Genomic DNA, 21,835 nt, shown 5'->3' with positions numbered 1-21,835 from the left:
CCGGTTTGCCGGTGTCCGCACAAACAGGAGGTTGACCATGAGCAAGAAGATTTTGGTGGTACTGACCAGCGTCGAGAAATACCCGAACCTTGATCGCGCCACAGGCTTATGGCTGGGCGAGGCCGTGCATTTTGTGCACAAGGTCGAGGCCGCAGGCTATGCCGTCGACTACGTCAGCCCGCAAGGAGGGTACACGCCGATCGACCCCCACAGCCTGGCCGCCGACATGGCGTCGCCGATTGACTGGCAGTGGTATCACGACAAGGCCTTCATGAACCGGCTGGGCGCGACGCTCAAGCCCGATCAGGTCAACCCGGATGACTACATCGCCATTTATTACGCGGGCGGCCATGGCGTTATCTGGGATTTTCCTGACAACGAGAAACTGCAAGCGCTCAGCCGTCATATCTATGAGCACGGCGGGGTGGTTTCGTCGGTGTGTCATGGCGCTGTGGGTTTACTGAATATCAAGCTGAGTAATGGTGAGCTGCTGGTCAAGGGCAAGAAAGTCACTGGTTTTTCCAATGAAGAGGAAGACCTGGCCGGATTAAGCCAGCATGTGCCGTACCTGACCGAAACCGAGCTGGTGAAGCGCGGTGCCTTGTATCAAAAGGCCGGTACCCCATGGGCACCGTTTGCCATCGCAGACGGACGGCTGATTACCGGGCAAAACCCGGCATCGGGCGGGCCGGTGGCCGAGTTGGTACTGGCGGCGATTCAGTAAAATCCCCCGTTCTAAAGCCGATGCAGGCCCCTCAGCCTGCATCCACCTGCCTGATACCCACATTAAACTTTTGAATCCCAAGGATATTCTGTAGCCTTGTCGCGCTTCAGTGCTTGTCCGTGCCTGATACATACATTCTCCCAGCGGGGCTTGCCGGCCCGGAGCTGGTGGTACACTCGACTTTCGCGCAACAGCGCTTGCAGGTCTTGCGAACATGACGCAAATTTCTGAACGACTTCTGGTTCAAGCCCACCTTGATGCCAAGCAGCCCAAGCCGTTGACTGAGGCTCAAGCCCTCAGCCTGCGGGCGCAAATCGCGGCTGAACTTAAAGCCCGCGACGCGGTGCTGGTGGCGCACTTTTATTGTGATCCGGTGATTCAGGCCCTGGCCGAAGAAACTGGCGGCTGTGTCTCTGACTCCCTGGAGATGGCCCGCTTTGGCGCGGCTCACCCGGCCAAGACCATTCTGGTGGCCGGTGTGCGCTTTATGGGCGAAACCGCAAAAATCCTCACCCCTGAAAAACGCGTGCTGATGCCGACGCTGGAGGCCACCTGCTCGCTGGACCTGGGCTGCCCGGTGGAAGAGTTCTCCGCGTTTTGCGACAAGCACCCCGAGCGCACGGTGGTGGTGTATGCCAACACGTCGGCGGCGGTCAAGGCCCGGGCGGACTGGGTGGTGACCTCAAGCTGCGCGCTGGAAATCGTCGAAAGCCTGATGGATAACGGCGAAACCATTATCTGGGGGCCGGACAAGCATCTGGGCCGTTATATCCAGCGCCAGACCGGTGCCGACATGCTGCTGTGGGACGGTGCCTGCATCGTTCACGAAGAGTTCAAGTCCAAGCAGCTGGAAGACATGAAGGCGCTGTACCCGGATGCAGCGATTCTGGTGCACCCGGAGTCGCCAGAGTCGGTGATCGATCTGGCCGATGCCGTGGGCTCTACCAGTCAGTTGATTGCTGCGGCGCAGAACCTGCCCAACAAGACCTTTATCGTGGCCACCGATCGCGGCATTTTCTACAAGATGCAGCAGTTGTGCCCGGACAAGGTGTTTATCGAAGCCCCGACCGCGGGTAACGGTGCGGCGTGCCGCAGTTGCGCGCACTGTCCGTGGATGGCGATGAATACCCTTGAGCGCACGCTGGAATGCTTGCAGCAGGGCAGCAACGAGATTTTTGTCGACCCGGCACTGGTGCCCCATGCCATTCGCCCGCTCAAGCGCATGCTCGATTTCACCCAGGCAGCGCGGTTGAAGCTGGCGGGGAATGCCTGATTAGCAAACCCGCTCCCACAGGAACTGAGCCAGTCAGGCTCAGTTCATCATGTCCTTGAGCGCCCGTTCCTGATCCATCAACTCCCGCTTGCGAGCATCCAGGCGTGCCGACAGCTGAAAGTTGTTGGTCAGCTTCTGGGCGAAATCCAGCTGCTGGATGGCCTGGCGGTAATCCCCCACCAATGCGAAGTACTCCGCACGGGCCTGGTGCAGGCCGATGATATTGCCTGACAAACCTCGGGTCTCGGCAACCGAATACCAGACATCCGGGTCGTCGGGGCGGCTCTTGAGCAGCGCCTCAAGGGCCTTGTCGGCTTCCTTGGGATTATTCTGCTTGAGCAGCAAATCAACCCGGGCCTGATTGAGCGGGTAATTGCCCGGGTACAGGGTGCGCATCCGGTCGATACGTTGCTGGGCTTCGCTCAGGCGGTTGCTGTCCATGTCCAGCTCGATCTGTGCCAGGTTATAGGTGATGTCGTTGGGCGCCTTTTCCAGCAGTGGCTTGAGGGTCTCGCGGGCTTCGTTGAACTGGCTGCCTTTTATATAGGCAATCGCCAGGCCATAACGGGCTACGTTATTTTTCGGGTTTTCATCCAGTTGCTGGCGAAAGCGTTTGGCGGCCAGCCCCGGGGTTTCTTCGTAATTGAGTTGCACCCGGGCGCGGATCAACTGATAGCGCAGGCTGTCTTCAGTGCCGCCTGGCCGGGTCTGTTCCGCGCGGTTGCGGGTATCGGCGATACGCGACTCGGTGACCGGGTGAGTCAGCAAAAATTCCGGCGGCCTGCCATCAAAACGGTACTGGCGCATCAGGCGCTCAAACATGGTGGGCATGGAGCGCGGGTCGTAACCGGCCTTTTCCAGATTGAGAATGCCGATGCGGTCAGCTTCCTGCTCATTCTGGCGCGAGAAGCGTCGCTGCTCTTGCAGGGCCGCAGCCTGGGTGCCGGCAATCGCAGCGATGCCGGCATCTCCTGCGCCAGAGGCTGCAACGATGATCCCGGCGAGCAGCGCTGCCATCATCGGCAGTTGCATGCGCTGCTGGGCTTCCACGCCACGGGCAAAGTGGCGTTGGGACAAGTGGGCCAGTTCGTGGGCCATTACCGAGGCATATTCACCTTCGGTCTGGGCATTGAGGAACAGGCCGCCGTTAACCCCGATGATGCCGCCGGGTGCGGCGAAGGCGTTGAGCTGCGGGCTGTTGATCAGGATGAATTCCAGGCGGCGGTCCTGCACCTGGCTGGTTTCGACCAGTTTGTAGACACTGGTCTCGACGTAGTCCTTGAGCTGCGGGTCGTTGAGTTGTGACACCTGGCCGCGCAACATGCCCAGCCAGGCGCGGCCCAGTTGGTACTCTTGCTGTGGCGAGACAATGGACGAACTGGCGTCACCCAGAGACGGTAAATCGTCGGCGAAACTCGGTGATGCGAGCAGGCAAGCGAGCGTCAACAGGGTAGGGCGCAGAAAAGTCATGCACAAGGCTCTGGTCGGTAAAGCGCTTACTGTAGCTGGACACTTGGCTGGCGACCAGTGGCGGGGTTGCTTGGGGTATTCTAGCCCGCATAAAAAAAGCCCTCTGTGGAGACGTATGCAATGACTGATGTGCTGGCCCATGATGCCGAACTGGATGCTGCCGGGCTCAATTGCCCGCTGCCACTGCTCAAGGCCAAGATGGCGCTTAACAAAATGGGCAGTGGCCAGACCCTCAAGGTGATTGCCACCGATGCCGGCTCACAACGGGACATTCGTACCTTCGCGCGCCTGGCAGGCCATGAATTGCTGCGTGAAGAAGTAGATGCTGGCACTTATCGCTACTGGTTACGCAAGGCCTGAGCCTTGCTTGACCTCGCTGTGGGAGCGAGCCTGCTCGCGAATGAATCGCTGCCGCAGAAGCGCTGCACTTTCTTTTAAGGAATATCGATGTTCAAGGTTTTACGTGGTTGGGTGCAGCGCTATTTCTCTGATGAAGAAGCGGTGGTGCTGGCGGTGTTGCTGGTGTTGGCTTTCACCGCCGTACTGACATTGGGCGGCATGCTGGCGCCGGTGCTGGCGGGCATGGTGCTGGCGTATTTAATGCAGGGCCTGGTGGTTGCACTGGAACGCATGCGGATGCCGGCCGCGGCGGCAGTCGGGCTGGTGTTTGCGCTGTTTATGGGGCTGTTGCTGGTGTTTCTGGTGGTGGTAGTGCCTTTGCTCTGGCATCAGTTGATCACCCTGTTCAACGAACTGCCGGGCATGCTTGCCAAGTGGCAATCGTTGTTGCTGTTGCTGCCTGAGCGCTACCCTCACCTCGTGTCGGATGAGCAGGTGTTACAGGCCATCGAAGTTGCACGGGGTGAAATCGGCAAGTTCGGGCAACTGGCACTGACCTTTTCGCTGTCCAGTTTGCCGCTGCTGGTCAACATCATGATTTATCTGGTGCTGGTGCCGATCCTGGTGTTTTTCTTCCTCAAGGACCGCGCGGTGATTGGCCGTTGGGTGCGGGGTTATTTGCCCCGTGAACGGGCATTGATAACCCGCGTGGCTGAAGAAATGAACCGCCAGATTGCCAATTACATTCGCGGCAAGGTGATCGAGATCATCATTTGTGGCGGCGTGACCTATATCGCCTTTGTCACCATGGGCCTCAACTATGCGGCCTTGCTGGCGCTGCTAGTGGGGGTTTCGGTAGTGGTGCCCTATGTCGGGGCGGTGGTGGTGACGGTGCCGGTGCTGCTGATTGCGCTGTTCCAGTGGGGCTGGAGCGATCAGTTTATCTACCTGATGGCGGTCTACGGGATCATTCAGACCCTGGACGGCAATGTGCTGGTACCGCTGCTGTTCTCCGAGGCGGTGAGCCTGCACCCGGTGGCGATCATTTGTGCGGTGCTGTTGTTTGGCGGTTTATGGGGGTTCTGGGGGATATTCTTTGCGATCCCGCTGGCGACCTTGTTCAAGGCCGTGCTCGATGCCTGGCCGCGAGAGCAGCAAGTCGTGTCACCGCTGCTGTAAATCACTGAACGCCAGAGATGAAAAAGCCCCGGCTCGTAAGAGTCGGGGCTTTTTCGTTACTGCATCAGCTTACGCTTGAATAACCGGGATATTGGCATTGGCTGCCGCTTCACGGAATTCGGCGATCTGATCAAAGCTCAGGTAGCGGTACACGTCCGCAGCCATGGTGTTGATCTCTGCCGCGTAGGCCATGTATTCCTCAACGGAAGGCAGGCGACCCAGGATCGAGGCCACCGACGCCAACTCGGCCGAAGCCAGGTAAACGTTCGCGCCGTCACCCAGACGGTTCGGGAAGTTACGGGTCGAAGTCGACACAACAGTCGAGTTCGGCTCTACACGTGCCTGGTTACCCATGCACAGCGAGCAGCCCGGCATTTCCATGCGCGCGCCAGCTTTGCCGTAGATACCGTAGTAGCCTTCTTCGGTCAGTTGGTGAGCGTCCATCTTGGTCGGCGGCGACAGCCACAGACGGGTTGGCAGCTGGCCTTTGACCTTGTCCAGCAACTTGCCCGCAGCGCGGAAGTGGCCGATGTTGGTCATGCACGAACCGATAAACACTTCGTCGATTTTCTCGCCAGCAACGCTGGACAGCAGACGGGCGTCATCCGGGTCGTTTGGCGCGCAGAGCACAGGCTCTTTGATGTCAGCCAGATCGATTTCGATAATGTGCGCGTATTCGGCGTCAGCATCGGCTTCCATCAGCTCAGGGTTGGCTACCCAGGCTTCCATCGCTTGAGCACGACGCTCGAGGGTACGTGCGTCGCCGTAACCTTCACCGATCATCCAGCGCAGCAGGGTGATGTTGGAATTCAGGTATTCGGTGATCGACTCTTTGGACAACTTGATGGTGCAACCGGCTGCCGAACGTTCTGCCGAAGCGTCGGACAGTTCGAAGGCTTGCTCGATGCTCAGGTTGTCCAGACCTTCGATTTCCAGGATACGACCCGAGAATTCGTTGATCTTGCCTTTCTTCTCTACCGTCAGCAGGCCTTTCTGGATAGCGACGTAAGGAATGGCGTGAACCAGGTCACGCAGGGTGATGCCCGGTTGCATTTCGCCCTTGAAGCGAACCAGAACCGATTCCGGCATATCCAATGGCATTACGCCAGTAGCTGCGGCGAACGCCACCAGGCCCGAACCGGCCGGGAACGAAATGCCCATCGGGAAACGGGTGTGGGAGTCACCACCGGTACCGACGGTATCCGGCAGCAGCATGCGGTTCAGCCAGCTGTGGATGATGCCGTCGCCCGGACGCAGGGAAACACCGCCGCGGGTCATGATGAAATCAGGCAGGGTGTGGTGGGTGGTCACGTCGATCGGCTTTGGATAAGCCGCGGTGTGGCAGAACGACTGCATCACCAGATCAGCGGAGAAGCCCAGGCACGCCAGGTCCTTCAGTTCGTCACGGGTCATAGGACCGGTGGTGTCCTGAGAACCTACGGTGGTCATCTTCGGTTCGCAGTAAGTGCCTGGACGAACGCCAGTCACGCCGCAAGCCTTGCCGACCATTTTCTGCGCCAGGGTGAAACCCTTGGTGCTTTCAACCGGTGCTTCAGGCTTCTTGAACAGGTCGGTAGGGCCCAGACCCAGCTCGGCGCGAGCCTTCTCGGTGAGGCCGCGGCCGATGATCAGCGGAATACGGCCGCCAGCGCGTACTTCGTCCAACAGAACCGGGGTTTTCAGTTCGAAAGTGGTGATGACTTCGTCAGTACCGTGCTTGCAGACTTTGCCTGCGTGCGGGTACAGGTCGATCACGTCGCCCATGTTGATGTTGGAAACATCAAATTCGATTGGCAGTGCGCCAGCATCTTCCATGGTGTTGTAGAAGATCGGAGCGATTTTGCTGCCGAAGCAGAAACCGCCGGCACGCTTGTTCGGTACATAAGGAACGTCGTCGCCGAAGAACCACAGTACGGAGTTGGTTGCCGACTTGCGCGACGAACCGGTACCGACTACGTCACCGACGTAAGCGATAGGGAAGCCCTGGCCGCGCATTTCTTCGATTTGCTTCATCGGGCCGATGGAGCCTTGCACGTCCGGCACGATACCGTCACGGGCCATTTTCAGCATGGCCAGGGCGTGCAGCGGGATGTCAGGGCGCGACCAGGCGTCCGGTGCCGGCGACAGGTCGTCGGTGTTGGTTTCGCCGGTTACCTTGAACACGCGCAGGCTGATTTTGTCAGCCAGGGTAGGGCGGTTCTTGAACCACTCGCCGTCAGCCCAGGACTGCACCACGGCTTTGGCGTGGGCATTGCCGTTCTTGGCTTTTTCTGCAACGTCGTGGAAGGCGTCAAACATCAGCAGGGTGTGCTTGAGTTGCTCGGCGGCAACCGGAGCCAGCTCCGCGTCGTCCAGCAGGTCAACCAGGGTCACGATGTTGTAGCCGCCCTGCATGGTGCCAAGCAGTTCAACAGCGCGTTTTTTGCTGATCAGCGGAGAGGTCGCTTCGCCTTTGGCAATCGCGGCCAGGAAGCCGGCTTTTACGTAAGCAGCTTCGTCAACACCCGGCGGAATGCGGTTGGTGATCAGGTCAACGAGGAATTCTTCTTCGCCGGCAGGCGGGTTTTTCAGCAGCTCAACCAGGCCTGCGGTTTGTTCGGCGTTAAGCGGCTGGGGAACGATACCCAGTGCTGCGCGCTCTTCGATATGTTTGCGGTAGGCTTCAAGCACAGTTATTACCCTCATCATTGGTCCCAAATGGGTGTCCGGGACGCTCATCCAGGAATGCCGAGCACTCATGCGCTGCGCGGCTTTATGAGCCGCTTGGCCAGAGTTTCAAGGATTCCCAACAGAAGCTGTTTTCAAAGTTTTACGCCTTCCGAACGGGGGAGATGATGAATGTCGGTGGGGGTATCTGCAGTGCAAACACCCCTCACCAACACCGTTCTTCGGGATCAACTGTGCTCGTGACGCTTTGAAAACAGCTTCTAACGGACATTGGCGCCTTAAAAGGCAGGCCGATTCTACGGTAAAAACTTGTTAAAGGTAAGTTAGGCCCTGAAGGTTGAGGGGTGATCTGCGTTAGACAAAGGGCTAACATGGCCACCTGTTTCGTTCTGCAGTGCTCTATTTCGCCATGTCCAATCAAACCATCAAGACCCCCTGCATAGGCCTTTGCTCAACGGTTTACGGCGACCTTGTGTGCCGTGGTTGCAAGCGTTTCCATCATGAAGTGATCAACTGGAACGGTTACAACGAGGAAGAAAAGCGTGCCGTGTGGCGTCGGCTCGAGCAGCTTTTGGTGCAGGTGATGGCCGGCAAGGTCGAAGTGTTCGACCGGGCCACGCTGCGTGACCAGCTGGTGGCGCGCAAAATCCGCTTTGTGCCTGCCCAGTCCGAGTATTGCTGGGCCTACCAGCTGATTGCCCGCGGGGCGCGGGTGATCAACCAGCTGGAGCTGTACGGCATGGTGCTGTTGCCTGAGTTTCGCGGCTGGCCGCTGACCGATCTGCGCGATGCCATTGATCGGGAATTTTTCCTCCTGTCCGAAGCGCATTATCAGCGCTATATCGCCCCGGGCTTTCTGAAGGATGCGTTTGGCGAGTAAGCGCTCAGAGCTTGCTCGCCAGTTGCTCCAGATGCTCGACGATGTCATCGGGCTTGAGCACCAGAATGTCGCTTTCCAGCTTGTCGATCACCACTTCGGCGGTATTGCCGATCAGGGCCCCGGAAAAGCCGGTACGGGCGACGGTGCCCATCACGGTGACCACGGCGTCCAGGTTTTTGGCTACCCGCGGAATGATCACGTCCGCCGGGCCTTCTTCAATATGCAGGCGGCTGTCGTCAATTTCGCATTGTTGCTGGAAGACTTTACATTCTGCGCGGTAGGTCTGTTCCAGCTCGGTATCCAGCGGGTAGACCGCGTCGACTGTTGCGAGCATTGGCGCCGGGTGGGCGCTGACCACATGCAGTTCGGCATGGGCCATGCTGGCGATGCGAAAGCCGTGGTCGACAATGCTGGTATGCAGGGCCATATGCTCCGGGTCGTTATTGCCCACGTCGACGGCTGCCAGTATCACGCCGTGCTCCCAGCTCTGTGCTGTTTTGGCCAGCAGCACCGGGCTTGGGCAATAGCGCAGCAGTTTCCAGTCTTCAGGGGTCAGCAGGACTTTTTTTAGCGGGTTGTCGGGCACATGCTGTTTGATCACCAGCCCGCAGTTGTGCGCCTGCTGCACTTTGATAATGGTGGCGTGCTGGCTTTCGTGCCAGGCCTGCTCGCTGCTCACACTGTAGGCTTCGCTTTTGAGGCTGCTTTCAAGCACGCTCAGCAGGGCTGAGTGGTCATTTTTTTTATCGCAGATCAATAGATGCAGATGCGCCTTGGTGTGACTGGCAATGTGCTTGGCCCGCTTGAGTGCGAGGCTTTCCATCAGGTGAGGCTCGATGACGACCAACAGGCTGTTAATGCTGTGCATGACCGGTGACTCCACATGTAATAGAAACGGCGTGCATTCACTATAGTTGGTCGGCAGTTGAACCTGCGTTGATGCATATCAAGTTGTGTCGTTGGTGCTGCGCGCCGGGGCCCGTATAATCACCGGCTCGCCTCAATTCAGTCTTTGTGAGTCCCATGTCAGCAATTGTTCAAATCACTGCCGGTCTGCCGTGCAATTCCCAATGCCTGGGAGTGTGCGCGTGAATCTTCCTGAAATTCATGAGTTCCTGGGTTGCCGAACGCCTGACGGCTGGATTGCAGCGGCACTGGCTGATCAGGAAACCCTGCTGATCGATCACAAAAACTGCGAGTTCAAGGCCGCCAGCACGGCGCTGAGCCTGATCGCCAAATATCACTCCCATGTTGACCTGATCAATATGATGTCGCGTCTGGCTCGTGAAGAGCTGGTGCACCACGAGCAAGTCATGCGTCTGATGAAAAAGCGCAAGATCGAGCTGCACCAGCTATCGGCCGGGCGCTATGCCTCGGCGCTGCGCAAGGTGGTGCGCAACCATGAGCCGGTCAAGCTGGTGGATACCCTGGTGGTGGGGGCGTTTATCGAGGCCCGCAGCTGCGAGCGTTTCGAGGCGCTGGTGCCGCATCTGGACGAAGAGCTCGGCAAGTTCTACTTCGGTCTGCTCAAGAGCGAGGCCCGACATTTCCAGGGTTATCTGAAGCTGGCCTACCAGTACGGCGACGCCAAGGATATCGCCCAGGTAATCGAGCGGGTGAGGGCGGCGGAGCAGGAGCTGATTGAGTCGCCGGATGTTGAATTCCGCTTTCATAGTGGTGTGCCGGCAGTTTCTTGAGTCTTCTGTAGATCTACTGTGGGAGCGGGCTTGCTCGCGATGCAGACGCTGCGGTCTGTCATGCAGGCAGGGCGATGCCCTCGCGAGCAAGCCCGCTCCCACAACAATCCCGCCATCATCTAGATAGTTGCTCTCTTAAGTACCGGTTTGCGTGCCCGCTGAAAAACCAGATAGATAGCCACCTAATAATCGGCTTGACATTAGCTGCCTAGACAGTAATATTTAGAAACATTACTGCCTAGGCAGCTTCCTGGTGCCCTGATGAAGCATTTTCACCCCGATAACTTTCAAAACTGCACCCTGGGTTTGCTCCTGGGGCGCACGGCCATGCTCAAAGACAAGATCATTGACCGCCATATGGAGCCTTACGGCATCACCGCGGCGCAGTTCAAGGTGCTGATCATCATGGCCCAGTTCGACGTCGACACTCCGGCTGAGCTTTGCCGCCATCTGTGCCTGGACAGCGGCTCGATGACGCGCATGCTCGATCGTCTTGAGCAGAAAAACCTGCTGGTGCGCCAGCGTTCCGAGGCTGACCGTCGCCAGGTGCGGCTGGTACTGAGCGAAGACGGCAAGGCCCTGGCAGGCCTTCTGCCGAAGGTCGGTGCCGATGCGATGAACCAGCTGGCCGGCGCCATCAGCCCGCAAGAACTGCAAAGCCTGGAACAGATCCTCAAGAAAATACTGTTGGCAGCGGGTGATCCCATCACTGTCATGCGTTTAGGTGAAAAATGAGCCACAAGACACTGCGTACAGGCCTTAGCCTGGTTTTTACGTCGATGTTGCTGGCCGGTTGTGCCAGCTACAGCGGGCTGAACACCGAGGGCGTGAGCCAGGACGGGAAAAACCTGGAAGCGGCCAGGACCCTTGCAGGCATTGCCGTCAGCCCGGCGGCATGGCCTGAAAAGGACTGGTGGAAGCGCCTGGGCGACACTCAGCTGGATGGCTTGATCGAACAAGCGTTGCGCGACAGCCCTGATATGCAAATAGCGAGTGCCCGCGCCCATCAAGCAACGGCTGCAGCCGGGGCTGCAGATGCCGCACGCATGCCGACCCTGGATGCCGAGGCCGATGTTTCGCGTTCGCGCCTGTCGCGTTCCCAGGATCCGACCGGCCAGGGTGGCCGTTACGACACGCTACGCAACGCCAGTCTGACATTTAATTACACCTTCGACCTATGGGGTGGCCAGCGTGCGGCCTGGGAAGCGGCGTTGGGCCAGGCCCGCGCTGCCGAAGTCGACACTCAGGCCGCGAGCCTGACCCTGGCTGCCGATGTAGCGCGGGGGTATAGCAGCCTGGGACATGCCTTTATCGTGCGCGACCTGGCCAGGGATGACCTGGAACGCACCGGTAAAATGCTGGACCTGAGCAAGCGCCGCCTGCAAGCTGGTATCGACAGCCATTACCAGTACCAGCAAACCGAAAGCCTTGAGGCCAGCTCCCAGGAGCAGTTGATCAATGCTGAAAAACAACTCAAAAGTGCACGCATCGCGCTGGCGGTGTTGTTGGGCAAGGGGCCGGACCGCGGGATGGATATCGCTCGCCCGAAAACCCTCGCCCCGGGCGCCGTGGCGTTACCGAGCAGCTTGCCAGCTGAACTGCTGGGGCGTCGCCCCGATCTGGTGGCTGCGCGCTGGCGGGTAGAGGCAGCGAGCAAGAATATTGCCGCCGCCCGGACGCGTTTTTATCCCAATCTCAATTTGAGTGCAGCGGCGGGAACCCAGTCGTTGCTGGGTGATGCGCTGTTCGGTTCTGCCAGTCGCTTCCTCAATATTGCCCCGGCGATTTCGCTGCCGATCTTTGATGGCGGGCGTTTGCGTGCCGGGCTGGATGCAGAGGACGCCAATTACGATCTGGCGGTGGCGCAATACAACAAGATTCTGGTCGGCGCCCTGGGCGATGTCAGTGACACCCTGGCGCAGTTAAGTGCCGTGGGCCAGCAGATAAGCGCCCAGCAACGGGCCACCCAGATCGCTCAGGAGTCGTTCGATACCGTCTTGCAGCGCTACGGCTCGGGTGTCGGCAACTACCTTGACGTGCTCAGCATCGAGCAGCAATTGTTGCAGGCGCAGCGCCAGCTGGCGGGCCTGAATGCCGAGCAGATCGACCTTTCGATTCAACTGATGCAAGCCCTGGGTGGTGGATTTGAGCCCGGCACTACCGCCGAGACCGCTCCCACTGAAGTCCTCGCTGGCAGAATAATTTAGGTACCCGTCATGGCCACTGTGCAAACACCGAATGAAACGCAACACCCCCAGGACGCTGCCAGCCAGCGCAAACGCAAGCTCTGGCTGAGCGGCCTGGCAATTTTGGTCATCCTGCTCGGGCTGGGTGTCTGGGCCTGGGAAGAGCTCTATGGTCGCTGGAATGAAAGCACCGACGATGCCTATGTAAATGGCAACGTGGTTGAAATCACCCCGTTGGTCACCGGTACGGTGGTGAGTATCGGCGCCGATGATGGCGATCTGGTGCATGAAGGGCAGGTGCTGATTGACTTCGATCCGAGCGATGCCCAGGTCGGCCTGCAGAGCGCTGAAGCCAATCTGGCCCGTACCGTGCGCCAGGTACGCGGCCTGTTCAGTGATGTGAAGGGCATGAAAGCCCAGGTGGCTGCGCAGAAAGTTGAAGTGCAGAAAAACCAGGACAACTACAGCCGCCGTAAAAGCCTGGCAGCAGGCGGGGCGATCTCTCAGGAAGAGTTGTCCCATGCCCGGGATGATCTGTCTTCGGCGCAAAGCGCCTTGCGCAATGCCGAGCAAAAACTCGACACCACCCTGGCGCTGGTCGATAACACCACGGTGGCCAACCACCCGGATGTGAAGGCTGCAGCGGCGCAACTGCGCCAGGCGTACCTGGCCAATGCCCGTTCCACCCTGATTGCGCCGGTCACCGGTTATGTGGCCAAGCGCACCGTGCAGCTGGGCCAGCGGGTTCAGCCGGGCACGGCGTTGATGGCGGTCATTCCGCTTAACCAGCTGTGGATCGATGCCAACTTCAAGGAAACCCAGTTGCACAAGATGCGTATCGGGCAGGCGGTGGATATTGAGTCTGATATCTACGGCAGTGGCGTGAAATACAGCGGCACCATCGACAGTATCGGTGCCGGTACCGGCAGTGCATTTGCCCTGTTGCCCGCGCAAAATGCCACGGGCAACTGGATCAAGATTGTCCAGCGTGTGCCGGTGCGTATTCATATCAATGCCGATGAGCTGGCCGAGCACCCGTTGCGGGTCGGCTTGTCGACGACTGTGGATGTCAACCTGCGTGACCAAAGTGGTCCGGTACTGGCTCAGCAACCGCCGCAAAAAGCTTCGTTCTCCACCACGGTGTATGCGCAGCAATTGGTCGATGCCGAAGCCCTGATTACGCGTTTGATTGACAGCAACAGCGCTGGCACTGGCGACATGGCCGCCCAACGCTGATTCGCCAATCCATGAGCCCCGCCGCAAGGGTGGGGCTGCATCCCCGGTTTTAAAGGATTTGCGATGAGTACAAACGCGTCATTTTCCCCTCCCAGCCTGGTAATGGCCACGATCGGCCTGTCGCTGGCGACCTTTATGCAGGTGCTGGACACCACCATCGCCAACGTCGCCTTGCCCACCATCTCCGGTAATCTTGGGGTGAGTTCGGAGCAGGGTACCTGGGTCATTACGTCATTTGCGGTCAGTAACGCGATTGCCTTGCCGTTAACCGGCTGGCTCAGCCGGCGTTTTGGTGAGGTTAAGTTGTTTCTGTGGGCCACGATGCTGTTCGTTCTGGCCTCGTTTTTGTGCGGTATTTCCACCTCGATGCCAGAGCTGGTCGGGTTTCGCGTGCTCCAGGGGTTGGTGGCAGGGCCGCTTTATCCCATGACCCAGACTTTGCTGATTGCGGTGTATCCCCCGGCAAAACGGGGGATGGCATTGGCATTGCTGGCAATGGTCACGGTGGTTGCACCGATTGCCGGGCCTATTTTGGGCGGCTGGATCACCGACAGTTATAGTTGGCCGTGGATCTTCTTTATCAATATCCCGATCGGTATTTTTGCCGTGATGGTGGTTCGCCAGCAACTCAAGGCGCGCCCGGTGGTGATTACCCGTCAACCGATGGATTACGTGGGGCTAATCACCTTGATCATCGGTGTGGGTGCGTTGCAGATCGTGCTCGACAAGGGCAATGATCTGGACTGGTTCGAGTCCAGTTTCATTCTCTCGGGCACGGCGTTATCGGTAGTGGCACTGGCGGCCTTTATCATTTGGGAAATGACAGACAAGCATCCGATCGTCAACTTGCGCCTGTTTGCTCACCGTAACTTCCGGATTGGCACCATTGTGCTGGTGTTGGGTTATGCCGGGTTCTTTGGTATCAACCTGATTTTGCCGCAATGGCTGCAGACGCAGATGGGCTATACCGCTACCTGGGCCGGTCTGGCGGTGGCACCGATCGGGATCTTGCCGGTTTTGATGTCGCCCTTTGTGGGCAAGTACGCGAATAAATTCGACTTGCGCCTGTTGGCCGGGCTGGCCTTTTTGGCTATTGGCCTGAGCTGCTTTATGCGTGCCGAGTTCACCAATGAGGTGGATTTCCAGCATATCGCGATGGTGCAGCTGTTTATGGGGATTGGCGTGGCCCTGTTCTTTATGCCGACCTTGACCATTTTGATGTCGGATTTGCCGCCGCATCAGATTGCTGATGGCGCGGGGCTAGCGACCTTCCTGCGCACACTGGGCGGCAGCTTTGCGGCGTCCTTGACCACCTGGATCTGGATTCGCCGGGCGGATCAGCATCATGCCTACTTGAGCGAAAGCATCAGCGCCTATGACCCTGTGACCCGGCATACGCTCGAAAGCCTGGGCGGTGCCAGCACGCCCGCCTATGCACAGATGGACAAGATTCTGACCAGTCAGGCCTATATGTTCTCCACCGTGGATTACTTCACCATGATGGGTTGGCTGTTTATGGGCTTGATTCTGCTGGTGTGGCTGGCGAAACCGCCGTTTATAGCCAAGGCGGGGCCGGCGACCAGCGGGCATTAGAGGTAGAGGGGCTGGAGCCCTGCAAGTCCCTTGTGGGAGCGAGCCTGCTCGCGAAAGTCGGCATGCGGTTTATCTGTGATGTTGCGCAGAAACCTTCGCGAGCAGGCTCGCTCCCACGAGTTTACTGTGCGCCAGGCGGAGCAAAATCAAACGGCGCCAGCTGCATGCCTTGCTCATCCACTTGCAGTACCCAGCCCTGGCGGTCCCAGTCACCCAGCACAATGCGCCGGGCGGTCTGTTCGCCGATCTGCAGTTTGTGTATCGCCGGGCGGTGGGTGTGGCCGTGAATCAGGGTGTGCACACCAAAGTGCGCCATGATCCGGGGTACTTCCTCGGGGGTCACGTCAACGATGTCGTTGGCTTTCATGCGGGTCTGGGCGCGGCTTTCGCTGCGCAGCTTGCGCGCCAGTTTATGCCGGGTGCTCAGCGGCAGGTGGCGCAGGACCCACAAAGTGACGGGGTTGCGCAGGATGCGTCGCAGGCGCATATAGGCTTCGTCGCGCGTGCACAGGCTGTCGCCGTGCATCAACAAAACCGCTTCGCCATAGAAGTCGACCACGCTGGGGTCTTTGATCAGGGTGCAGCCAGCCGCTTTACAAAAGGCCTGGCCCAGTAAAAAGTCGCGGTTGCCGTGCATCAGAAAGATCTGCGTGCCGGTCTCGCTCAGGGTGCGCAGCGCTGCACAGATCGAGCGCTGATAGGGGGTCATGGCATCGTCGCCAATCCAGGCTTCGAAAAAGTCGCCCAGGATGTAGAGCGCCTGAGCCGAGCGCGCACGCCCGGTCAGGAAATCCAGAAACGCCCGGGTAATGTCCGGGCGCTCCTCTTCCAGATGCAAATCTGAAATCAGCAGTATCACTCAATGATCTCTGCTTTCTCGACGATCACGTCATCTTTAGGCACGTCCTGGTGGCCGGCTTTGGACGTGGTGGCAACGCCTTTGATCTTGTCTACTACGTCCTGGCCTGCAACGACTTTACCGAATACGGCGTAGCCCCAGCCCTGAGCGGTTTTGCCGCTGTGGTTGAGGAAGCTGTTGTCAGCCACGTTGATGAAGAACTGGGCGGAAGCCGAATGCGGTTCCATGGTGCGAGCCATGGCCACGGTGTACTTCTCGTTCGGCAGGCCGTTGTCGGCTTCGTTCTGGATGCTTGGACGCTTGTCTTTCTTTTCTTTCATGCCTGGCTCAAAACCGCCGCCCTGGATCATGAAGTTGCCGATTACACGGTGGAAAACGGTGTTTTCGTAGTGGCCGGCTTTTACGTATTCGATGAAGTTGGCTACGGTGATCGGTGCTTTTTCAGCGTTCAGTTCGATCACGATGTCGCCGTGGTTGGTGCTCAGTTTTACTTGGGTCATGGTCGTATCGCTCTATCAGGGAATTCGTCGGGCCGGGGAGCGGGGTGAACACACCTCAATCTCCCGGGCTGGCTGGGTAGATACAGCCGCGGGCGGAGTTTAGCGTGCTCGCACGGCATTTCGATGGTGTTTTTCCCATATGGGGACTAAAAGCCGGCATTTCAATCGCTTTGATTGAGCACCTGCTCTGTCAGTGACTTGGCGGCATCGGCTATGATAGGCGCTTTGATTTAGTCGGCCGACCCAGGCCGCGCACCCTGTTACGTTCAAGGATCCTATGAGCAAGCCCACTGTCGACCCCACTCTGAATCCAAAGGCTGGCCCTGCTGTCCCGGCTAACTTCCTGCGTCCAATCGTTCAGGCGGACCTAGACTCGGGTAAATACACACAGATCGTGACCCGCTTTCCGCCGGAGCCAAACGGCTATCTGCACATCGGTCATGCCAAATCCATTTGTGTGAACTTTGGGCTGGCTCAAGAGTTTGGCGGCGTGACGCATTTGCGTTTTGACGACACCAACCCGGCAAAAGAAGACCAGGAATACATCGACGCCATCGAAAGCGACGTCAAGTGGCTGGGCTTCGAGTGGGCCGGTGAAGTGCGTTACGCGTCGCAATACTTCGATCAACTGCACGAGTGGGCGATTTACCTGATCAAAGAAGGCAAGGCCTACGTCTGCGACCTGACGCCCGAGCAAGCCAAGGAATACCGTGGCAGCCTGACCGAGCCCGGCAAGAACAGCCCGTTCCGCGACCGTAGCGTTGAAGAGAACCTGGATCTGTTCGCCCGCATGACCGCCGGTGAGTTTGAAGACGGCAAGCGTGTGCTGCGCGCCAAGATCGACATGGCCTCGCCGAACATGAACCTGCGCGACCCGATCATGTACCGCATCCGTCATGCCCATCACCACCAGACCGGTGACAAGTGGTGCATCTACCCCAACTATGACTTCACTCACGGTCAGTCGGATGCCATTGAAGGCATCACCCATTCGATCTGCACCCTGGAGTTCGAAAGCCATCGTCCGTTGTACGAATGGTTCCTGGACAGCCTGCCAGTACCGGCGCGCCCGCGTCAGTACGAGTTCAGCCGTCTGAACCTCAACTACACCATCACCAGCAAGCGCAAGCTCAAGCAGCTGGTCGATGAAAAGCACGTCAACGGCTGGGATGACCCGCGCATGTCGACGCTGTCGGGTTTCCGCCGTCGCGGTTACACGCCTAAATCGATTCGTAATTTCTGTGACATGGTCGGCACCAACCGTTCTGACGGTGTTGTTGACTTCGGCATGCTGGAATTCAGCATCCGTGACGACCTTGATCACAGCGCGCCGCGTGCCATGTGCGTGCTGCGTCCATTGAAGGTGATTATTACCAACTACCCGGAAGGTCAGGTCGAAAACCTCGAGCTGCCTTGCCACCCTAAGGAAGACATGGGTGTGCGGGTGTTGCCGTTTGCCCGTGAAATCTACATCGACCGTGAAGACTTCATGGAAGAGCCGCCAAAAGGCTACAAGCGTCTTGAGCCTGCGGGCGAAGTGCGTTTGCGCGGCAGCTATGTGATCCGTGCCGACGAAGCGATCAAGGACGCCGATGGCAACATCGTTGAACTGCATTGCTCGTACGACCCGCTGACCCTGGGTAAAAACCCCGAGGGTCGCAAGGTCAAGGGTGTTGTGCACTGGGTGCCGGCGGCTGCCAGCGTCGAATGCGAAGTGCGTTTGTATGATCGTCTGTTCCGCTCGCCGAACCCTGAAAAGGCCGAAGACGGCGCGGGCTTCCTGGAAAACATCAACCCTGACTCGCTGCAGGTACTGACCGGTTGTCGTGCTGAACCCTCGCTGGGCAATGCACAGCCGGAAGACCGTTTCCAGTTCGAGCGCGAAGGCTACTTCTGCGCAGATATCAAGGACTCGAAACCCGGTCACCCGGTATTCAACCGTACCGTGACCCTGCGTGATTCGTGGGGCCAGTGATCAAGTTTTGAAGGAACAAGCCGTGCTTACGATCTACAACACGCTCACCAAGAGCAAAGAAGTTTTCAAGCCGCTGGACGGCAACAATGTGCGCATGTACGTGTGCGGCATGACTGTGTACGACTACTGCCACATCGGCCATGGTCGCAGCATGATTGCCTTCGATCTGGTGACCCGCTGGTTGCGTTTCAGCGGCTACAACCTGACCTACGTGCGCAACATTACGGACATTGAAGACAAGATCATCAATCGTGCGCGTGAAAACGGCGAGCCTTTCGAGGTGCTGACCGAGCGCATGATCGCGGCCATGCATGAAGATGAAGCGCGGCTCAATATCCTCAAGCCGGATATGGAGCCTCGTGCCACGGATCATATTCCTGGCATGCACGCGATGATCCAGACCCTGATCGACAAGGGTTACGCCTATGCCCCGGGCAATGGTGACGTGTACTACCGCGTTGCCAAGTTCATGGGCTACGGCAAGCTGTCGCGCAAAAAGATCGAAGATCTGCGCATCGGCGCGCGCATCGAGGTCGACGAGGCCAAGGACGATCCGCTGGACTTCGTGTTGTGGAAAGGCGTCAAGCCTGGCGAGCCGAGCTGGGAGTCGCCGTGGGGCCCGGGTCGTCCGGGCTGGCACATTGAATGCTCGGTGATGTCTACCTGCTGCCTGGGTGAGACCTTCGATATTCATGGCGGCGGCAGCGACCTGGAGTTTCCGCACCATGAGAACGAAATCGCCCAAAGCGAGGCGGCTACGGGTAAAACCTACGCCAATGCCTGGATGCATTGCGGGATGATTCGCATCAATGGCGAGAAGATGTCCAAGTCCTTGAACAACTTCTTCACCATTCGCGACGTTCTGGCGAAGTATCACCCGGAGGTTGTGCGTTATCTGTTGGTGTCGAGCCACTACCGTAGTTCGATCAACTATTCGGAAGACAATCTCAAGGATGCCAAGGCAGCCCTTGATCGCTTCTATAACGCACTGAAAGGGTTGCCCAAGGTTGCTCCGGCCGGTGGTGAAGCCTTTGTTGAGCGCTTTACCCAGGTCATGAACGACGACTTCGGTACGCCGGAAGCCTGTGCGGTGCTGTTCGAGATGGTTCGCGAGATCAACCGGTTGCGCGAAACCGATCTGCAGGCGGCTGCCGGTCTGGCGGCACGTCTCAAGCAATTGGCCGATGTGCTGGGTGTGTTGCAGCTTGAAGCGGATGACTTTCTGCAGGCCGGTGCTGAAGGCAAGATCGATGCCGCTCAGGTGCAGGCCTTGATCGATGCGCGTCTGGCTGCCCGCGCTGCCAAGGACTGGGCGGAGTCTGACCGTATCCGTGATCAGCTCGCGGCAATGGGTGTGGTGCTGGAAGACAGTAAAGGCGGGACAACCTGGCGCTTGGCTGACTAGATTGCCCGTTGTGTGAACAAAAGCCCGTACGGGGCGTGATGCTGATGATTTTGTGGGAGCGAGCCTGCTCGCGAAGGTCTCGGGTGGGCTTTCGCGAGCAGGCTCGCTCCCACAATTGAGGTCATGGCATTGCGCCAAGTGCGGGCTTTTGTTTGCCCGGATTTTAGCGGCGCCAATAAAAACGGCACCCGAAGGTGCCGTTTTTTTGCAGCGCTTTGCACTAGTTGCCGTGCAATTCTTCGGCTGCGTATAAGGTGTTTTCCAGCAGGCAGGCACGAGTCATCGGGCCTACGCCGCCCGGTACCGGGGTGATCCAGCCCGCGCGGGGCAGGGCAGTCTCGTACACCACGTCGCCCACCAGCTTGCCATCAGCCTGGCGGTTGATGCCCACGTCGATGACGATGGCGCCTTCCTTGATCCATTCGCCTTTGACCAGGCCAGGCTTGCCGGCAGCTACCACCACCAGGTCGGCGCGGCCAACGTGGCCGGCCAGGTCCTTGGTGAAACGGTGGGTTACGGTCACGGTGCAGCCAGCCAGCAGCAATTCCATGGCCATCGGGCGTCCAACGATATTGGAGGCGCCGACAATGACCGCGTCCATTCCGTACAGGTCCTGGCCGGTGCTTTCCAGCAGGGCCATGATGCCTTTGGGGGTGCATGGGCGCAGCAGCGGGATGCGTTGGGCCAGACGACCGACGTTATAGGGGTGGAAACCGTCGACATCTTTGTCCGGGCGGATACGCTCCAGCAGTTTGGAGGCATCCAGATGGGCAGGCAGAGGCAGTTGCAGCAGGATGCCGTCGATGTTCGCGTCGTCATTGAGACGGTCGATCAGGTCGGTGAGGTCCTGTTGGGTCGTGTCGGAGGGCAGGTCATAGGCTTGGGAAATAAAGCCTACCTCTTCGCAGTCTTTACGCTTGTGCGAAACATAAACCTGGGAAGCAGGATCGCTGCCGACCAGAATCACTGCCAGACCAGGGGTGCGCAGGCCTTGCTCGTGGCGCTCGGCGACACGTTTGGCAATCTGCTGGCGCAGGCTGGCGGCGATCGCTTTGCCGTCGATTAGTTGTGCAGTCATTACGCGTGATTAACCATCGTAAAGGGTGGAAAAAGGACGTGCATTCTCGCATGCCGCGGCGCGAGGGCAAAGGCGCCTGGTCTGTTTATTGCCCTAACTCCTTTATATTTCTAAACTTTTTTTAAAAAACAGTTGACGACTTACGGGCTCACCTATAACATTCGTCGCACTTGTCGGGCACAGCCTAGCACTGGTTAAGAAGGTAGAGCGAAGTTGTTGTCCAGCTTGGTGATACTGAAAGCACTTGGTTTGTAGTCGTCAAAGAATACAGGCTAACAATGCGCCCGTAGCTCAGCTGGATAGAGCATCCGCCTTCTAAGCGGATGGTCGCAGGTTCGAGTCCTGCCGGGTGCGCCATTAGGCAGCTTTGGCACAAGTAAAGCAGTACAGGCAATATGGTGGGCGTAGCTCAGTTGGTAGAGCACGGGATTGTGACTCCCGTTGTCGAGGGTTCGATCCCCTTCGTCCACCCCATATTTAGAAAGCCGCCAGATTAAAAGTCTGGCGTCTTTGCTTCAAGAGTTTGAAATGCGGATGTGGTGGAATTGGTAGACACACTGGATTTAGGTTCCAGCGCCGCAAGGTGTGAGAGTTCGAGTCTCTCCGTCCGCACCAAATTTTGATAGAGCCGCTTGTAGCGGCTTTTTCTTTGGTTGTAACTGTCGGCTTCCAGGAGCAGGCAGCGTTGTAAGCGCACTATGGTGGGCGTAGCTCAGTTGGTAGAGCACGGGATTGTGACTCCCGTTGTCGAGGGTTCGATCCCCTTCGTCCACC

18 protein-coding genes and 4 tRNA genes are annotated in these 21,835 nt (G+C 58.3%); 16 read left to right on the top strand and 6 right to left on the bottom strand.

Going from position 1 to position 21,835, the window contains the following annotated elements:
* Window positions 1–37: 37 nt before the first annotated feature.
* Window positions 38–724 (top strand): type 1 glutamine amidotransferase domain-containing protein, encoded by a 687-nt coding sequence (locus tag GHO42_RS07565; RefSeq protein WP_095032087.1) that lies wholly within the window; start codon window positions 38–40, stop codon window positions 722–724.
* Between the two features lie 214 nt (window positions 725–938).
* Window positions 939–1,997: a quinolinate synthase NadA gene (gene nadA / locus GHO42_RS07560; RefSeq protein ID WP_095001725.1), complete on the top strand. Its 1,059-nt coding sequence runs from the start codon at window positions 939–941 to the stop codon at window positions 1,995–1,997.
* Between the two features lie 39 nt (window positions 1,998–2,036).
* Here the strand turns inward: nadA and GHO42_RS07555 are convergent, their stop codons facing one another.
* Window positions 2,037–3,467: a M48 family metalloprotease gene (locus tag GHO42_RS07555; protein WP_153327474.1), complete on the bottom strand. Its 1,431-nt coding sequence runs from the start codon at window positions 3,465–3,467 to the stop codon at window positions 2,037–2,039.
* A gap of 120 nt (window positions 3,468–3,587) precedes the next feature.
* Between GHO42_RS07555 and GHO42_RS07550 the strand changes: the two genes are divergently transcribed.
* Both GHO42_RS07550 and GHO42_RS07545 read left to right on the top strand, forming a co-directional pair.
* Window positions 3,588–3,827, top strand: a complete 240-nt coding sequence (locus GHO42_RS07550; protein ID WP_095001723.1) for a sulfurtransferase TusA family protein — start codon at window positions 3,588–3,590, stop codon at window positions 3,825–3,827.
* Window positions 3,828–3,914: 87 nt separating this feature from the next.
* On the top strand, window positions 3,915–4,985 hold the full coding sequence (locus GHO42_RS07545; RefSeq protein WP_095001722.1) for an AI-2E family transporter: 1,071 nt from the start codon (window positions 3,915–3,917) through the stop codon (window positions 4,983–4,985).
* 69 nt (window positions 4,986–5,054) lie between these two features.
* Here GHO42_RS07545 and acnB read toward each other — a convergent pair whose 3' ends face one another.
* Window positions 5,055–7,655 carry a bifunctional aconitate hydratase 2/2-methylisocitrate dehydratase gene (gene acnB / locus GHO42_RS07540; RefSeq protein WP_095001721.1) on the bottom strand — a complete coding sequence of 867 codons (2,601 nt, stop codon included), beginning with the start codon at window positions 7,653–7,655 and terminating at the stop codon, window positions 5,055–5,057.
* 406 nt (window positions 7,656–8,061) lie between these two features.
* On the opposite strand from acnB, the gene GHO42_RS07535 reads away from it, so the two are divergent.
* On the top strand, window positions 8,062–8,532 hold the full coding sequence (locus tag GHO42_RS07535; RefSeq protein ID WP_095001720.1) for a DUF1289 domain-containing protein: 471 nt from the start codon (window positions 8,062–8,064) through the stop codon (window positions 8,530–8,532).
* 4 nt (window positions 8,533–8,536) lie between these two features.
* On the opposite strand, the gene GHO42_RS07530 is transcribed toward GHO42_RS07535, so the two are convergent.
* The gene (locus tag GHO42_RS07530; RefSeq protein WP_095001719.1) at window positions 8,537–9,400 is read right to left on the bottom strand and encodes a universal stress protein; all 864 of its coding nucleotides are present in this window, start codon (window positions 9,398–9,400) and stop codon (window positions 8,537–8,539) included.
* 220 nt (window positions 9,401–9,620) lie between these two features.
* On the opposite strand from GHO42_RS07530, the gene GHO42_RS07525 reads away from it, so the two are divergent.
* From GHO42_RS07525 to GHO42_RS07505, 5 genes are all read left to right on the top strand, one after another.
* Window positions 9,621–10,229 (top strand): tRNA-(ms[2]io[6]A)-hydroxylase, encoded by a 609-nt coding sequence (locus tag GHO42_RS07525; protein WP_178126964.1) that lies wholly within the window; start codon window positions 9,621–9,623, stop codon window positions 10,227–10,229.
* 261 nt (window positions 10,230–10,490) lie between these two features.
* Window positions 10,491–10,964 (top strand): MarR family winged helix-turn-helix transcriptional regulator, encoded by a 474-nt coding sequence (locus tag GHO42_RS07520; RefSeq protein ID WP_095020911.1) that lies wholly within the window; start codon window positions 10,491–10,493, stop codon window positions 10,962–10,964.
* On the top strand, window positions 10,961–12,436 hold the full coding sequence (locus GHO42_RS07515; protein WP_153327480.1) for an efflux transporter outer membrane subunit: 1,476 nt from the start codon (window positions 10,961–10,963) through the stop codon (window positions 12,434–12,436). Before GHO42_RS07520 ends, GHO42_RS07515 begins: the two co-directional genes overlap by 4 nt.
* A 9-nt stretch (window positions 12,437–12,445) precedes the next feature.
* Complete coding sequence (locus GHO42_RS07510) at window positions 12,446–13,651, top strand: efflux RND transporter periplasmic adaptor subunit (RefSeq protein ID WP_153327482.1); 1,206 nt, start codon at window positions 12,446–12,448, stop codon at window positions 13,649–13,651.
* Between the two features lie 63 nt (window positions 13,652–13,714).
* Window positions 13,715–15,244, top strand: a complete 1,530-nt coding sequence (locus GHO42_RS07505) for a DHA2 family efflux MFS transporter permease subunit (protein WP_095001714.1) — start codon at window positions 13,715–13,717, stop codon at window positions 15,242–15,244.
* Window positions 15,245–15,365: 121 nt separating this feature from the next.
* Here the strand turns inward: GHO42_RS07505 and lpxH are convergent, their stop codons facing one another.
* Window positions 15,366–16,103: a UDP-2,3-diacylglucosamine diphosphatase gene (gene lpxH, locus GHO42_RS07500; RefSeq protein WP_178126965.1), complete on the bottom strand. Its 738-nt coding sequence runs from the start codon at window positions 16,101–16,103 to the stop codon at window positions 15,366–15,368.
* Window positions 16,100–16,603, bottom strand: a complete 504-nt coding sequence (locus GHO42_RS07495) for a peptidylprolyl isomerase (RefSeq protein ID WP_095001712.1) — start codon at window positions 16,601–16,603, stop codon at window positions 16,100–16,102. Before GHO42_RS07495 ends, lpxH begins: the two co-directional genes overlap by 4 nt.
* Window positions 16,604–16,880: 277 nt before the next feature.
* Between GHO42_RS07495 and GHO42_RS07490 the strand changes: the two genes are divergently transcribed.
* Together GHO42_RS07490 and cysS are read left to right on the top strand one after the other, a co-directional pair.
* Window positions 16,881–18,578, top strand: coding sequence for a glutamine--tRNA ligase/YqeY domain fusion protein (locus tag GHO42_RS07490; protein WP_095019323.1), 1,698 nt, complete (start codon window positions 16,881–16,883; stop codon window positions 18,576–18,578).
* Window positions 18,579–18,600: 22 nt separating this feature from the next.
* A complete protein-coding gene (gene cysS, locus GHO42_RS07485; RefSeq protein ID WP_095001710.1) occupies window positions 18,601–19,983 on the top strand; it encodes a cysteine--tRNA ligase in 1,383 nt (460 codons plus the stop codon).
* A 220-nt stretch (window positions 19,984–20,203) separates the two neighbouring features.
* Here the strand turns inward: cysS and folD are convergent, their stop codons facing one another.
* Window positions 20,204–21,061 carry a bifunctional methylenetetrahydrofolate dehydrogenase/methenyltetrahydrofolate cyclohydrolase FolD gene (folD, locus tag GHO42_RS07480; protein WP_088377854.1) on the bottom strand — a complete coding sequence of 286 codons (858 nt, stop codon included), beginning with the start codon at window positions 21,059–21,061 and terminating at the stop codon, window positions 20,204–20,206.
* Window positions 21,062–21,341: 280 nt separating this feature from the next.
* Between folD and GHO42_RS07475 the strand changes: the two genes are divergently transcribed.
* From GHO42_RS07475 to GHO42_RS07460, 4 genes are all read left to right on the top strand, one after another.
* A tRNA-Arg gene (locus tag GHO42_RS07475) sits at window positions 21,342–21,418 on the top strand.
* Between the two features lie 41 nt (window positions 21,419–21,459).
* Window positions 21,460–21,535 (top strand) — tRNA-His (locus GHO42_RS07470).
* Between the two features lie 56 nt (window positions 21,536–21,591).
* Window positions 21,592–21,676: transfer RNA gene (locus tag GHO42_RS07465), tRNA-Leu, on the top strand.
* Window positions 21,677–21,762: 86 nt separating this feature from the next.
* Window positions 21,763–21,835: transfer RNA gene (locus GHO42_RS07460), tRNA-His, on the top strand.

It is taken from the genome of Pseudomonas sp. FSL R10-0056 (assembly GCF_009600105.1).
GTDB classification, from domain to species: Bacteria; Pseudomonadota; Gammaproteobacteria; order Pseudomonadales; family Pseudomonadaceae; genus Aquipseudomonas; species Aquipseudomonas bubulae.
Note: the sequence above shows the minus strand (reverse complement) of the source record. Positions and strands in the feature narration are given on the sequence as shown.

Coding starts and splice junctions, on each gene's coding strand:
- GHO42_RS07565 (WP_095032087.1), top strand. CDS start 38: ATGAGCAAGAAGATTTTGGTGGTACTGACCAGCGTCGAGAAATACCCG.
- nadA (WP_095001725.1), top strand. CDS start 939: ATGACGCAAATTTCTGAACGACTTCTGGTTCAAGCCCACCTTGATGCC.
- GHO42_RS07555 (WP_153327474.1), bottom strand. CDS start 3,467: ATGACTTTTCTGCGCCCTACCCTGTTGACGCTCGCTTGCCTGCTCGCA.
- GHO42_RS07550 (WP_095001723.1), top strand. CDS start 3,588: ATGACTGATGTGCTGGCCCATGATGCCGAACTGGATGCTGCCGGGCTC.
- GHO42_RS07545 (WP_095001722.1), top strand. CDS start 3,915: ATGTTCAAGGTTTTACGTGGTTGGGTGCAGCGCTATTTCTCTGATGAA.
- GHO42_RS07535 (WP_095001720.1), top strand. CDS start 8,062: ATGTCCAATCAAACCATCAAGACCCCCTGCATAGGCCTTTGCTCAACG.
- GHO42_RS07530 (WP_095001719.1), bottom strand. CDS start 9,400: ATGCACAGCATTAACAGCCTGTTGGTCGTCATCGAGCCTCACCTGATG.
- GHO42_RS07520 (WP_095020911.1), top strand. CDS start 10,491: ATGAAGCATTTTCACCCCGATAACTTTCAAAACTGCACCCTGGGTTTG.
- GHO42_RS07515 (WP_153327480.1), top strand. CDS start 10,961: ATGAGCCACAAGACACTGCGTACAGGCCTTAGCCTGGTTTTTACGTCG.
- GHO42_RS07510 (WP_153327482.1), top strand. CDS start 12,446: ATGGCCACTGTGCAAACACCGAATGAAACGCAACACCCCCAGGACGCT.
- GHO42_RS07505 (WP_095001714.1), top strand. CDS start 13,715: ATGAGTACAAACGCGTCATTTTCCCCTCCCAGCCTGGTAATGGCCACG.
- GHO42_RS07495 (WP_095001712.1), bottom strand. CDS start 16,603: ATGACCCAAGTAAAACTGAGCACCAACCACGGCGACATCGTGATCGAA.
- GHO42_RS07490 (WP_095019323.1), top strand. CDS start 16,881: ATGAGCAAGCCCACTGTCGACCCCACTCTGAATCCAAAGGCTGGCCCT.
- folD (WP_088377854.1), bottom strand. CDS start 21,061: ATGACTGCACAACTAATCGACGGCAAAGCGATCGCCGCCAGCCTGCGC.